Annotated in this window: 16 protein-coding genes; 8 read left to right on the top strand and 8 right to left on the bottom strand. The window is 43.9% G+C overall.

What is annotated here, in order from left to right; genetic code table 11:
- Positions 1–64: 64 nt before the first annotated feature.
- The 4 genes from ftsY to rpoH all read left to right on the top strand — a co-directional run bounded on the left by ftsY (position 65) and on the right by rpoH (position 4080).
- A complete protein-coding gene (gene ftsY / locus HRU23_09610) occupies positions 65–1300 on the top strand; it encodes a signal recognition particle-docking protein FtsY (protein NRA54387.1) in 1236 nt (411 codons plus the stop codon).
- Between the two features lie 68 nt (positions 1301–1368).
- Positions 1369–2073, top strand: a complete 705-nt coding sequence (gene ftsE, locus HRU23_09605; GenBank protein NRA54386.1) for a cell division ATP-binding protein FtsE — start codon at positions 1369–1371, stop codon at positions 2071–2073.
- A gap of 71 nt (positions 2074–2144) precedes the next feature.
- Entirely contained in the window at positions 2145–3086 is a 942-nt protein-coding gene (gene ftsX / locus HRU23_09600) for a cell division protein FtsX (protein NRA54385.1), read from the top strand.
- Between the two features lie 136 nt (positions 3087–3222).
- Positions 3223–4080 carry an RNA polymerase sigma factor RpoH gene (gene rpoH / locus HRU23_09595; protein ID NRA54384.1) on the top strand — a complete coding sequence of 286 codons (858 nt, stop codon included), beginning with the start codon at positions 3223–3225 and terminating at the stop codon, positions 4078–4080.
- 98 nt (positions 4081–4178) lie between these two features.
- Here rpoH and HRU23_09590 read toward each other — a convergent pair whose 3' ends face one another.
- The 4 genes from HRU23_09590 to HRU23_09575 form a co-directional block, all read right to left on the bottom strand.
- The gene (locus HRU23_09590; protein NRA54383.1) at positions 4179–4346 is read right to left on the bottom strand and encodes a hypothetical protein; all 168 of its coding nucleotides are present in this window, start codon (positions 4344–4346) and stop codon (positions 4179–4181) included.
- A gap of 194 nt (positions 4347–4540) precedes the next feature.
- On the bottom strand, positions 4541–5371 hold the full coding sequence (locus HRU23_09585) for a divergent polysaccharide deacetylase family protein (GenBank protein ID NRA54382.1): 831 nt from the start codon (positions 5369–5371) through the stop codon (positions 4541–4543).
- Between the two features lie 18 nt (positions 5372–5389).
- Positions 5390–6520: a peptidoglycan DD-metalloendopeptidase family protein gene (locus tag HRU23_09580; protein ID NRA54381.1), complete on the bottom strand. Its 1131-nt coding sequence runs from the start codon at positions 6518–6520 to the stop codon at positions 5390–5392.
- A 4-nt stretch (positions 6521–6524) separates the two neighbouring features.
- The gene (locus HRU23_09575; GenBank protein ID NRA54380.1) at positions 6525–8069 is read right to left on the bottom strand and encodes a 2,3-bisphosphoglycerate-independent phosphoglycerate mutase; all 1545 of its coding nucleotides are present in this window, start codon (positions 8067–8069) and stop codon (positions 6525–6527) included.
- A gap of 407 nt (positions 8070–8476) precedes the next feature.
- Here HRU23_09575 and HRU23_09570 point away from each other — a divergent pair, with 407 nt between their 5' ends.
- Genes HRU23_09570 through gpsA form a run of 4 tightly spaced genes read left to right on the top strand, consistent with a single transcriptional unit; the run spans position 8477 to position 10745 of the window.
- Positions 8477–8905 carry a rhodanese-like domain-containing protein gene (locus HRU23_09570; GenBank protein NRA54379.1) on the top strand — a complete coding sequence of 143 codons (429 nt, stop codon included), beginning with the start codon at positions 8477–8479 and terminating at the stop codon, positions 8903–8905.
- 14 nt (positions 8906–8919) lie between these two features.
- Complete coding sequence (gene grxC, locus HRU23_09565; GenBank protein ID NRA54378.1) at positions 8920–9174, top strand: glutaredoxin 3; 255 nt, start codon at positions 8920–8922, stop codon at positions 9172–9174.
- Between the two features lie 46 nt (positions 9175–9220).
- Positions 9221–9736, top strand: coding sequence for a protein-export chaperone SecB (gene secB / locus HRU23_09560; protein NRA54377.1), 516 nt, complete (start codon positions 9221–9223; stop codon positions 9734–9736).
- Between the two features lie 7 nt (positions 9737–9743).
- Positions 9744–10745, top strand: coding sequence for an NAD(P)H-dependent glycerol-3-phosphate dehydrogenase (gene gpsA, locus HRU23_09555; protein NRA54376.1), 1002 nt, complete (start codon positions 9744–9746; stop codon positions 10743–10745).
- 32 nt (positions 10746–10777) lie between these two features.
- On the opposite strand, the gene HRU23_09550 is transcribed toward gpsA, so the two are convergent.
- From HRU23_09550 to HRU23_09535, 4 genes are all read right to left on the bottom strand, one after another.
- Positions 10778–10969: a hypothetical protein gene (locus HRU23_09550; protein NRA54375.1), complete on the bottom strand. Its 192-nt coding sequence runs from the start codon at positions 10967–10969 to the stop codon at positions 10778–10780.
- A gap of 1 nt (position 10970) precedes the next feature.
- Positions 10971–11435: a tRNA (uridine(34)/cytosine(34)/5-carboxymethylaminomethyluridine(34)-2'-O)-methyltransferase TrmL gene (trmL, locus tag HRU23_09545; GenBank protein NRA54374.1), complete on the bottom strand. Its 465-nt coding sequence runs from the start codon at positions 11433–11435 to the stop codon at positions 10971–10973.
- 99 nt (positions 11436–11534) lie between these two features.
- Positions 11535–12911: a HAMP domain-containing protein gene (locus tag HRU23_09540; protein ID NRA54373.1), complete on the bottom strand. Its 1377-nt coding sequence runs from the start codon at positions 12909–12911 to the stop codon at positions 11535–11537.
- Positions 12904–13593 (bottom strand): response regulator, encoded by a 690-nt coding sequence (locus HRU23_09535; GenBank protein NRA54372.1) that lies wholly within the window; start codon positions 13591–13593, stop codon positions 12904–12906. Before HRU23_09535 ends, HRU23_09540 begins: the two co-directional genes overlap by 8 nt.
- Between the last annotated feature and the right edge of the window lie 70 nt (positions 13594–13663).

Raw genomic sequence — 13663 nt, 5'->3', positions numbered from 1 at the left:
TTTAGGCGCTATTTTAGCAAGTTCAGCGTCTAAAACGTAATAGCAGTTAGAGGATTTTGTCGAAATGGCGAAAAAAGGCATATTAGGTTGGCTTGGCCTCGGTCGTGATAAAGAACAGCAAGCGCAGCAAACCGATGTTGATACCGCAGTTGAAGAAATTAACACTGGCACCGATACCCTAGATGAACAGCATGTTGAAGTTGAGGCTGAACAGGTTACTGAGCCAGAGCTTATTGAAGCCGCAGCGCCGGAAGTTGACGAGGTTATCGATCCAATCGTGACCACGGCAGCAAGCAAAGCATTAGCTGATAGCGAGCCCGAGGTGGTAACTGAATCAACAGAACTTGTTGAAAGCACAGAACCTGTAGCCAGTGAAAAAGCAGGATTTTTCAGCCGCTTAAAAGAAGGTTTAAAGCGTACTAAGCAGCATTTTGGCAGCGGTTTTTTGAGTTTATTCAAAGGCAAACAGATTGATGACGATTTGTTTGAAGAGTTAGAAGAGCAATTGCTGATCGCTGATGTTGGGGTCGATACTACCTTAAAAGTGATTAAATCTTTAACTGAAACCGCCAGTCGCAAGCAGCTTAAAGACGGTGAGGCACTTTATGGCCTATTACAGCAAGAGCTGGCAACTATTATTGAGCCGGTATCACAACCTTTGGTGGCCAGCAACGAAAATGGTCCCTATGTTATTTTGATGGTTGGTATTAATGGCGTTGGTAAAACCACCACCATTGGCAAACTGGCGAAAAAATTCCAACAACAAGGTAAAAAGGTCGCCTTGGCGGCAGGTGATACGTTCAGAGCTGCGGCGGTTGAGCAGCTGCAAGTGTGGGGCGAACGTAACGATATTACGGTGATTGCCCAACATACTGGCGCTGACAGTGCGTCGGTGATTTTCGATGCGGTGCAGGCGGCCAAAGCGCGTAATATTGATGTGCTTATCGCAGATACCGCCGGACGATTGCAAAACAAAGCGCACCTAATGGATGAGCTCAAGAAAATAGTGCGAGTAATGAAAAAACTTGATGCAACAGCGCCACACGAAGTGATGCTGACTCTAGACGCTGGCACTGGCCAAAATGCGATTAGTCAGGTTAAATTATTTAATGAAGCTGTCGGGGTGACCGGGCTAACGATTACTAAATTAGACGGCACAGCTAAAGGCGGCGTTATTTTTTCCTTGGCCGATAAATTTGGCATTCCGATCCGTTATATCGGGGTGGGTGAAGGCATCGACGATTTACGCGACTTTAATAGCAAAGACTTTATTGAGGCATTATTTGCCAAGGATGAATAATTAGTCTTGGTATTGAAATCGCCTTAATATTGTAAAACGAATGGATTTGATAATAGGTAGCCCGGCGCATGATTCGATTTGAACAAGTCAGTAAGGTATACCCTGGTGGTCAACAGGCATTAAATCGAGTTGATTTTCAGCTTAAGGCCGGGGAAATGGCTTTTTTAACTGGTCACTCAGGTGCTGGTAAAAGTACCTTGTTGAAATTGATCGCGATGATGGAGCGTCCAACGTCGGGGCAAGTCTTTATTAATGGCCATAATCTCAATAAAATTACCAAACGCCAGATCCCGTTTGCGCGGCGTGATATTGGCATGATCTTTCAAAATCATCGTTTGTTGATGGATCGCAGTGTATTTAACAATGTTGCCTTGCCGCTAATTATTGAAGGTTATCATTTATCTGATATTAAACGCCGGGTTGCAGCTGCTTTAGACAAGGTCGGTTTACTCGATAAGGTCAACAGCTTGCCTGTTAGCCTGTCCGGTGGCGAACTGCAGCGGGTTGGCATTGCGCGAGCGATCGTTAATAAGCCGCCATTATTATTAGCAGATGAGCCAACGGGTAATTTAGACCCCGCGTTATCGCTCGAAATTATTCGACTATTTGAAGACTTAAACTCGGTCGGGGTAGCGGTCTTGATTGCAACGCACGACCTTGGTTTGATTGCTCGATTAAAATATCACACCTTAACCTTGCGCGAAGGGCAATTAATTAATGACGGTTTGGCCTCAACTGACTTAAGATATAGTGATTTCGAGCCTGTTGCTTAAGCCTTATTTATCAAGGATATGTTAGATTGAGTCTGCTATTTAAACAACGAAAATCCCCCACTGCTGGTCAAATGAAACCGGGTCATGTCGTGACAATGTTCTTTATTCGCCATTTGCAACAAGCCTTGGCTAGCATGGGCGAATTGTGGCGTATGCCGTTTTCGTCTTTGTTGACGATGGCCGTGCTTGGCGTGAGCTTAGCGTTACCAGCGACCTTGCATTTGTTGTTGAAAAACAGTGAGCAACTGCAAACCTCATGGGATAGCGCTTCCGAAATCACCCTGTTTTTAACCGAGCATCTTAGTGAATCGGCGACTACAAAACTCAGTAATCGTATTTTGCTTTATCCTGAAGTGGCGAGTGTTCATCATATTTCATCGGAACAAGCCTTGGCTGAATTTAAGCAATTGTCAGGATTTGGTCAGGCGCTTGATTATTTAGATAAAAACCCATTACCGGCTTTACTTTTAGTGGCGCCAACGACTAAGTATTCGAGCCCTGATGGTGCGCGGTTGTTGCTTGATAAGTTAGAGCAACAGCGCGAAGTCGACTTTGGCAAGCTCGATATTGCATGGCTAGAAAAGCTTGGTGCGATTATTAAATTGTTGCAAGATGCTGTGCTGGCGTTGGGCATTCTGCTGTTAGTGGCTGTGGTACTGGTGATTGGCAATACGATTCGTTTGTCGATTTTAAATCGGCGCGATGAAATTGAAGTCTTGAAGCTGGTTGGCGCAACCGATGATTTTATTCGACGACCGTTTTTATATACCGGAATTTGGTATGGCTTAATTGGTGGCATCATTGCCTGGCTTTGTGTCTCAATGATGTTGTGGTGGATGGAAGACGCATTGGTTAATTTGGTCGGTCAGTTTGGCAGTGATTTTACCCTCACGGGTTTAAGCTTTAATGAATTTTTGTGGTTGATTGTCGGTGGTGCCAGCTTGGGTTGGTTAGGAGCTTATGGTTCAGTTACCCGGCATGTTCATGAGATTGAGCCAGAAAATCAACTGTAATAAACTACGTTGTTAAGTGAGAGTAGATCAGGGTTACGCAGGATCAAGTTTATCTTAAAAAGGAGATCTTGATCCTATGGTGATCTCCGTCTTAGCATGATAGTATCGAAACAAGTTTTAAAATAGAGGTTGTTCTATGAGCTTAGGGATCCACTCAAATTCGTTAATCGCGGTACCTTCAGGCAGCATCGAGGCTTATGTCTCGGCAGCAGCTCGAGTACCTATGCTTGAAGCAAGTGAAGAACGTGAGTTAGCTGAACGTCTATTTCACGGTGGTGATCTAGAAGCGGCGCAGCAGCTGATTATGTCTCATTTACGTTTTGTAATCCACGTCGCTAAAAGTTATGCGGGTTATGGCTTACCTCATGCCGATCTTATTCAGGAAGGTAATGTTGGATTAATGAAGGCGGTTAAACGCTTTAATCCCGATGTTGGGGTGCGTTTGGTTTCTTTTGCCGTGCATTGGATTAAGGCTGAGATTCATGAGTATGTGCTAAAAAACTGGCGGATAGTCAAGGTAGCAACCACTAAATCTCAGCGTAAGTTATTTTTCAATCTACGAAAAAATAAAAAGCGTCTTGGTTGGTTTAATCAAGATGAAGTCAATCATGTTGCTCAAGAGCTTGGTGTTTCAAGTTCTGACGTGGTCGAAATGGAAAATCGAATGAGCTCAAGTGATTGTGCCTTTGATTTGTCGACCGATGATGATGACAGTGGTACTTCTTCTTTCGCACCGACGCAGTATCTTGAAGACAAGTCTTCTGATGTTGCTGAATCTGTTGAAGCGAAAAACTGGGAATATCATGCTAATCGTAAGTTACGCAGCGCGTTATCAACGCTTGATGAGCGCAGCCAGCATATTGTGCAAGCGCGTTGGCTCGATGATAATAAAACCACCTTGCAAAATTTAGCCGCGTATTATCAGGTTTCTGCCGAGCGGGTACGCCAGCTTGAAAAAAATGCGATGAAAAAACTCAAGGCGGCGATGGAATAATATTCTAGAGTCGTCAAAAAAAGCAGCTTAGGCTGCTTTTTTTTGTGCAAATTATTATAAAGTTAGCGCTCAGTGATTAAGCGTAAATTGCACCGGAGCTATACTTTAACATCATTGCTTTCTAGGTAGTCTATTGCTGCTTTGAGATTAGAGAAGGTAGCGATTATCTTTGTTTCACCTTGCTTGCGTAATTGTTCGTCTTTTGCATCTAACATCATCCAAAGCCAAGTTTTTAATAATGCGACAGGTGGTTTTCCTGCTGTCATAGAAATCTTCCTTATTTTATAAAAGTTATTATTATCAGTGCAATACCAGCTTATAACCGCCGTTAGTAAACCAAATTGATTCTACCTAAAATAAATCGAATGACAACGCTGGTTAGACATTATCAGTGAGTTTATTGAGTATTTAGCTGTGACAGATCAAGTTTAAATAAATATAGCGCACAATAGAGCAATTGCTAATTGAGTTGGCTATTGGTTTGAGCGTCAGTGGCAGGAAGCGCAAGCGTAGTTGTAATCTTGGCTAATTTGTTGGTGTGAGTTAGAACTTTAGATAATGGCACGAGTTTTATATTATGACGGCGCAGTCGCTGCTCTATCGAGCTTAAAAAAGCAATGGTCTGTGGGTGGGGGTGGGCAATCGCAATCGCCGATTGATGCTTTTTGGCAATCCTGATTAATTGATTGAATTGCTGTTCAATCGCGGCTTGCTCGCGGATATTATCAAGAAATATATGACGATGACCTGTTTGAATGCCATATTTAGCTGCGATCGATTCTCCAACTGAGTGTGGTGATGTTTTACTATCGAGAAAATAGAGCTGACTGTGTGAAAGTTGCTCCATAATCCAATGAATGGGTTGGGTCATCGTGGTCAACTTACTGCCCATATGATTATTAATGCCTTTGGCGTAAGGCACGTCCTGAATCGCAGAGCGCAGCTGCTCGACGAGTTGGCTTTTATCCATATCGGCAGTGATAGCGCCTTGGCCTAATAGGTGGTTGCTGCTCAGGGCTTCCATCGGGATATGGGCGATCACTTCTTTGTTATGATTATTGGCTGCAACAGCTAAGTGGTGGGTTAGTGGCGCAAATGGCACAATAGCAAAAGTAAAATCGCCGGCTAATTTAATCGCACTAATATCTGTTTTACGGTAGCCGATATCATCAATAACAATGGCTATTTGCACTGGGTGCGCCGCAGCAGCATTGGTCATTAGACTCAGATAAATAGTCACTACAGCCAGCCAGCAGCCAAAAATACGACGAATTAGTACAGCCCTTATCATGGTCGAGATTACTCCTAATTAGCTCTTAAGCCAGCGTATTGGGTTAATAGCCTTGCCCTTATGGCGTAGCTCAAAATATAAAACAGGTTTGTTTTGACCACCACTTTGGCCTAATAAAGCAATCTGCTCATTGGCCTGGACATAATCACCGGCCTGTTTTAATAAGGTTTGATTATGACCATAGAGCGTCATGTATCCTTTACCATGATCAACAACCATTACTAAGCCAAACCCTTTAATCCAGTCGGCAAACAATACTCTACCGTGGGATATGACATTAACCGCTTGGCCTGTTTGGCCGTTGATTATGATGCCCTTCCAGCGACGACTGCCTTGTCGTTCTTGGCCAAACTTGTTGATTAATCTACCTTTACTCGGTAATTTTAGTTTACCCTTGCGCGAAGCTAAGCCTTGCAGTGGTTGCTGCTTTGGCGCGATAGGCTTCTTTGCTTCTTTTATCAAGCGTTTAAGGTCAACTTCTGATAATTGCAGTTGTTCTATCGTGACGCTGTTGGCGAGGTAACGCTGATTTAGAGTCGCTAACGCGCTGTTTCTGTTTTTTTTATTTTTAGCGAGTTTATTGGTTTCAAGCTGTTGCTGGCCCACCAATTGGACTAATTTTTGTGCTGATTTTTTAACTGCTTGCTCAACGCTTAATAGTTTGTCTTTGGTGGCTTTTAACTGATCTAACGCGGCTAATCTGGCTTTATTAATATAGCTATAATAACCCAATAAGCGTTCTATTTTATTGCTTTGTTCTTGATTGAGCAGTACTTGAATTAAATCGTTATCACCAATCATATATGCACTTGCCAGTTGTTTAGCCAAGGCTTGCTGTTGTTGCTGGCTCGAAAGACTCAGTTTGGCCTGTTGCTTAGCTAACTGGCGTTGCTGGCGCTTGTTGGCTGTTAAGTCTTGGCGAGTCTGGTGCAATTTTGCGGCTGTTGCCGCGATATTTAACTCAGTTTGTTTGAGTTTTGTGAGCAGTTTTTTATGTTGGCGTTGCTGTGATTTTAATAATGTCTGACGTTGTTTTAATTGCTGCTTAACTTCAGTCAGTTGTTCTTTTTCAGGTGCGGCGCTGCTGATATTACTAATCGTAAAAATTAGTAATACAGCAATGATTTGATTGAATTGAAAAAACTTCAACCGCTTAACTAAGTTTCATTAATAGCTTACCGGTCATCTCAGCAGGTATTTCCATGCCAAGCAAAGTTAGCATGGTCGGGGCGATATCGCTGAGTTTGCCATTGTCGATAGGTGTCGCGGCACGGCCAACATAAATGAACGGGACAGGTTCTGTGGTATGAGCGGTATGGGCCTGGCGTGTAGTTTCATTAAGCATTTGCTCGGCATTACCATGATCAGCGGTAATTAAGCATTCACCATCGACTTTTGCTAAAGCATCGACCACGCGTCCGACACAATGGTCCACTGCCTCGCAGGCTGCTATCGCGGCAGACATCACGCCTGTATGACCAACCATATCGCCATTGGGATAATTACAAATAATCACGTCATACTTTTGGCTGGCTATGGCGTCCACTAATTTATCGGTTAAGAGTTCTGAATTCATTTCTGGTTGTAAGTCGTAGGTGGCGACCTTTGGTGAAGGGATCAGGATCCGCTCTTCACCTTTGAAAACTTCTTCGACGCCGCCGTTAAAGAAAAATGTCACGTGGGCATATTTTTCAGTTTCAGAAATACGCAGTTGGGTTTTGTTGTGATCTTGTAACCACTGGCCTAACACATTGGTTAATTGCACTGGCGCGAAGGCGCACGGGGCAGCAATGTCGTCGGCATATTGGGTTAGCTGAACGAAACCTGAGAGTTTTGGCTTGGTTTTACGTTCGAAACCACTGAAATCACTATCAACAAAAGCTCGGGTTATTTCGCGGGCTCGATCTGCTCTAAAATTCATAAAAAATAAAGCGTCACCATCGTTAATGGTAACTGTGCTGCCGTCGGCTTTAGTGATCGCAGATGCGCTGACAAACTCATCGTTTTCATCGCGTTGGTAAGCTTGCTCTAGGGCTTCAATTGGGCAGCCATATTGATTTTTGGCGAGGCCCTGAGTTAATAGATCGTAAGCAGCTTCGACCCGATCCCAGCGTTGGTCGCGATCAAGTGCATAATACCGCCCGATCAAGGATCCAAATTGACCGACTTTTAGGCTGGCAAATAATGTGACTAGTTTATCAATCGAGGCTAATGCGCTGCGTGGTGGAGTATCGCGGCCATCAAGAAAAGCATGACAATAAATTTCTTTGGCGCCACGCTGCGCGGCAAGTTTGATTAATGCCACGATATGATCTTCATGGCTATGGACGCCACCAGGTGACAACAGTCCCATTAAGTGCACAGCTTTACCGGCTGCAACGGCCTGATCAATATGCTTAATAAATACGGGGTTTTTTTCAAACTCTTGATCTTCAATCGCTTTGTTTATTTTACTGAAATTTTGATAAACGATACGACCTGAGCCAATATTGACGTGGCCAACTTCAGAGTTACCCATTTGACCGTCTGGCAGGCCGACATCCAAACCAGAACCTGATATCAGGGTATGAGGGTATTTTTGCCACAACTCATCAAGTACTGGGGTATTCGCTTGCGCAATCGCATTGTGTGATTTATCTACACGGTGGCCCCAGCCATCAAGAATAACTAAAACGAGCGGTTTTTTTACTGTAAGCATTGAAGTCAATTTCCTTTACCAGATATCAGGACTCACATTTTACACGGTCAATGTGAGATTAAAAAGATTAGTTGTTAATATACTGATAAATAACGGTGACGACAGTATTAATTAGTATTAAGTACTAACCAAGGTGATATAGGTTATGCCTAAATTATTGCAAGTGCATTGTCATCGAGCGATACGTATTACATAAATACGCGGTAAAAAAACATCATGGCTCATTTTGTGGTCCGTGAACAATACGGTTTGCGTCACCTAGACTGGTATTGGCGCAACTAGATGGCTATATTTAAACGTTGGCGGTGTAACGCTAAAATCGATAATTATCATTGGGGTCTGCATTTTAACGGCATTTGGGTATATACTAACGCGCTAAATAATCTGTGAATTAAACCGGAACCCAAATGCAACCATATATAGAATTTATTCAGGCTAACCCACTCCTTGCTGCTGCGTGGATTGGTATTTTTGGCGCTCTGATCTTTACGGTCATCAAAACCAGCACCTCACCAATCAAACAAGTAAGTCACCAACAAGCGACTTTACTGTTAAATCGTGAGAATGCAGTATTAGTTGATGTGCGTGCTCAAGATGATTTTAAGAAAGGTCATATCATTAATTCACGTCATTTGGCGTTATCGCAAATTAAAAATAATGAACTAGCTAGCCTTGAAAAAGTAAAAGATAGCCCCATCATTATTGTATGTAATACTGGAATGACCTCGTCGCAGGCATGCCAAATGTTGCACAAAGCAGGGTTTACTAATATTCATAATCTGCAAGGCGGTATCAGTAAGTGGAAAGAAGCTAACTTACCGTTGACCAAGAAATAATTGAGGATAGTCACGTGGCTCAAGTAACAATTTATAGCCGTTCATGGTGTTCATTTTGCCACCAGGCAAAATCAGTTTTACAGCAAAAAGACATCGAATTTGATGTAATCGATATTGAGCTTCAGCCAAAAAAACGTGAAGAAATGATCACGTTAACCGGACGCACTTCGGTGCCTCAAATATTTATTAATCAACAGCCGATTGGTGGCTGTGATGATTTAATGGCACTTAATGCCAGCGGCGAATTAGATAATTTGCTAAAGGCTTAGGCCTTTAGCATTAAACTTTAAGAATAATACCAAGGTAGGAATATTTATGTCAGAAGCTAACGAAAATGCAGTTAATGAAAACGCAGTAAAGACTGAACAGCAAGGCCCAGCATTTAATATCCAGCGTATTTATACCAAAGATATTTCGTTTGAAACGCCAAACTCGCCTGAAATATTTCAAAAAGAGTGGCAGCCAGAAGTTAAATTGGATTTAGATACTCGCAGCAAGAAATTATCTGACGATGTTTATGAAGTCGTTTTGTCGTTAACGGTAACGGCTAAATTAGGCGAAGAAACGGCATTTTTGGCTGAAGTTCAACAAGCTGGTATTTTCTCTATCTCTGGTCTTGAAGAAAACCAAATGGCTCACTCAGTGGGTTCTTACTGTCCAAACATTCTATTCCCATATGCACGTGAAGCTATTGCTAGCCTTGTAAGCCGTGGTACTTTCCCACAGTTAAACTTGGCCCCAGTTAACTTTGACGCGTTGTTCTCACAATACGTTCAGTCGCGCCAAGAAGAAGCTAGCGGTGCAGCTGAAGGTCAAAGCGCAGACGCTTAATATGACGATGAAATCAGCAGATATTGCTGTGTTAGGGGCGGGGTCTTATGGCTCCGCCCTTGCTATTTGTTTAGCCCGAAAAGGTACGAAAACTTTATTATGGGCTCACAATAGCGCACACATTAAGCAACTAATTGAAGATGGTGGCAATGAAAAGTACTTGCCTGGGGTGAGCTTTCCACCATCGTTAGTGCCCGACGCCGATTTAGCTCGGGTTGTCGCCGCAACCACTGAGATATTAGTGGTAGTGCCAAGCTTTGCATTTGCTGACATGCTTAAACGCTTGAAGCCATTGTTAACACCTGCGCATCGCGTGGCTTGGGCAACCAAGGGGCTTGAAGCGGACACCGGGCGATTATTACAAGATGTTGCTCGTGAAATCTTAGGCCAAGATATTCCGTTGGCTGTGTTGTCTGGGCCAACGTTTGCTAAAGAAATGGCGGCTGGTTTGCCTACTGCTATCGCTGTGGCAGCATCACAACAAGAGTTCGCGGAAGATTTAGCAAGTTTGCTCCATTGTGAGAAGACGTTTAGAGTTTACCAAAATTCTGATTTTATTGGCATTCAGCTTGGCGGCGCGGTTAAAAATGTTATCGCAATTGGCGCTGGTATGTCCGATGGTTTAGGCTTTGGCGCCAATGCGCGTATCGCACTGGTTACACGTGGTTTGGCTGAGCTTTGTCGCTTAGGTAATGCGATGGGTGCAGACACCGCGACCTTTATGGGCATGGCTGGTTTAGGCGATTTAGTCCTAACCTGTACCGATAACCAATCGCGAAACCGCCGTTTTGGCTTAGCATTAGGTCAAGGTTCTGATATTGAACAGGCTCAGCGCGATATTGGCCAAGTAGTTGAAGGTTATAGAAATACCAAGGAAGTGTATTTACTGGCTAAGCGTTTAGGGGTCGAAATGCCGATCACTGATCAGATTTATCAAGTGTTATATCAAAACAAAGCCCCACTGCAGGCGGCTAAAGAACTACTTAGTCGCGCTAAAACAGTCGAGTAATTACTTGTTTAACTAACCTGTGCTCAGGTTAACTAAGCCGACTTTTTATTAAGTTGGCTTTTTTGTGCCTGATCTTCTTGCGGCCAATGACAGTTGGCTCCTGCTTGTTCTTGTTCTTGCGACGGTGACGTCATGACATGATCGCTATAGAACTCCATTCGACGGTACGATTGATGACGCTTTCTTAAACGTTTGCAATGGCGAAGTCTGGTTGAATGTTTCATCTTAAGTTGCACCTATATAGTCTAGCTGACGCCAGCATTCATAAGTTATAACTGCCACGGCATTGGATAAGTTCATGCTGCGACTCGTTGGTAGCATTGGGATTCTAATTCGCTGTTCTGGTGGCAGGCTGTCAATTATTTCGCTAGGCAAACCGCGAGTTTCAGGGCCAAATAACAACATATCACCGTCGGCAAAGGTCGCCGCACTATGACTTTGGGTCGCTTTGGTAGTACAAGCAAATATTCGGCTTGGCTGCACGGTCGCTAACATCTCTTGATAGTTGGCATGACGCGTAACGTTAGTCATTTCACGGTAATCAAGCCCGGCTCGGCGAACTTTTTTTTCGTCAAGATCAAAACCTAACGGCTCGATAAGGTGAAGATGAAAACCGGAATTGGCACATAAGCGGATAATATTGCCCGTATTGGGTGGGATCTCGGGCTCGAAGAGTGCAACGTGTAACATATGATTTGCATGTGTTATCGAATAATAACGCCATTGTACCCGCGCTATTATCCAAAGGAAAGCGCTAAAATTGTGCTTTCTGTCGGTCAATTAATATTTTTATTGATGACGTGGAATGTTAATTACCACGTTTAATCCGCCATGCGCTGTGTTATAGGCGTTAATGCTGCCTCGATGCCGCGCAATGGCTTCGCTGGCGATAGCTAAGCCTAATCCTGTACCACCAGAACGTCGCTCTCTGGCATCAGATACTCGGTAAAACGGCTCAAATAATTTATCAAGGTGCTCAGAAGGCACGCCGCTGCCATTGTCTTCGATTGCAATCGTTAAGTGGGTTTTACTAAGGCTGGTGCTAAGCGTTACATTGGTTTTGGCATAGCTAATAGCATTGCGGATCACATTTTCTATCGCGCTTGCTAGCGGCTCTTCGAGGGCATCGATGGTGATGTCAGGTGATGGTTGCGAGGTCACAGTTTTATCATATTGGCGCGCTTCAAAAATGGCGTTATCAATAATGTCATCCAGTAACTCGGCGATAGCTACCTTGGTGAACGGCAAGCTGTTGTTAATGCGTAGTCGTGATAATACCAGTAATTGCTGCAGCATTTTGTCGATTAAATTTGCTTCTTGTTCGATCCGAGACGCCTGAGCTAGCTGGCCATCTTGTTGGCGCCGACCTATGGCCAATGCCAGTTGCAGTCGGGTTAGTGGGGTGCGTAATTCGTGAGAGATATCGCTGAGTAAGCGCTGCTGATTCAGCATCATCTGCTCAACTGATTCGGCCATTTCATTAAACGAATGGGCTAATTGACCAATTTCATCACGCCGACGCAGCGTTAACGGCTGTGCTCTTGCTGATAGCTGTCCCAAGGCTAATTGCTTAGCCGTTCGCTCAAGCGATTTTATTGGTCGGGTAATGTGCCAGGCAAAAAAAGCACAACATAAACCGCTGACTAGGGCCATCACGAAGAGTAACAACCAGCGGTTCTCACTGAGCGAGCTGAGGTAGTGACGGTAAATTTCGGGACGATGTTCTCTGACATACAACTGATAAGAGTTGCCTTGATGGATGAAGGGGTAAGGGCCAAACACGATTGATTGTTTAAAATGATAACGACGGGGGCGGTTTTTATGTTTCAGTCGCTTGATCGCTTTGTTGATATCTGGCGGCAATGGAGTGAAGCCTAGCGCGGCGCCGCTTTCGCTGGTGATAAACAAAGCGCGATGCTGCCTTTTGTCGTGTTGACGCGGGTTAGGCATTGATATTTGTTTGGTACGTGTGAGCCGACGTAATTGACGCGCTAAATCTGTTGAATTGCTCAGCCGCTGGGCAAACTGTTGATGAGTACGGATTAATTGTTTTTTAAAATCTACTTTCTGATCGATAATGACCGGTAGCGCGATGACCGCGCCGGCAATTAACACGCAAATCAGCCAAAAGCCAAGTAATAGCTTGAAGAATAGCTGCTTAGGCATTGGTTAACCAAATGTAACCATGGCCTCGCACGGTTTTAATCCGCGGGCTATTGTCGGCCGCCGCAGGCAGTTTTTTACGTAAGTTCGAAAGATGCATATCAAGACTGCGATCAAACGGCTGTAAGCGTTTACCTAACACCTGTTGGCTGAGCTGGTTTTTATCGAGTAATTGACCTGCTTGTTTGATTAACTCGAGTAATAACAAAAATTCGGTGCCAGTAAGGTCAATAATCACGCCTTGGCACTTGGCTTCTTGTCGTCCGGGGTTTAGTTCTATGTCGCCATGGATTAAGGGTTGGCTTTTGGAGTCATGGGCCTGAGTTCGGCGTAAAATAGCTTTAATTCTGGCCAGTAGCTCGCGATCGTTAAAAGGTTTGGGCAGATAATCATCGGCGCCAAACTCAAGTCCGGTTACCCGGTCAATTTCATCGCCTTTGGCGGTTAACATCAATACCGGCAGGTTACTTTGCTGGCGCAAACCTTGTAACACTTCAAAACCATTGAGTTGAGGCAGCATTACATCGAGTAATACTAATTGGTATTGCCCTGTTAACGCCATCGCTAAACCGGTGCGGCCGTCGTGAGCCGAGTCTATGTCGTATCCTTCGAGTGCTAATAAGGTACCTAACAGCTGACACAGTTCGATGTCGTCTTCAATGACGAGTAGTTTACTTTTATTCATTGGATTATTTTATGGCTAAATAGGTTAAAAGCACAGTTTATTTACACTGCTTTACATAAATTAAGCGTTG

The sequence above is a fragment of the Gammaproteobacteria bacterium genome (assembly GCA_013214945.1).
Classification (GTDB): domain Bacteria; phylum Pseudomonadota; class Gammaproteobacteria; order Enterobacterales; family Psychrobiaceae; genus Psychrobium.
The sequence above is the reverse complement of the archived record's forward strand: the minus strand, read 5'-3'. Positions and strand labels throughout refer to the sequence as shown.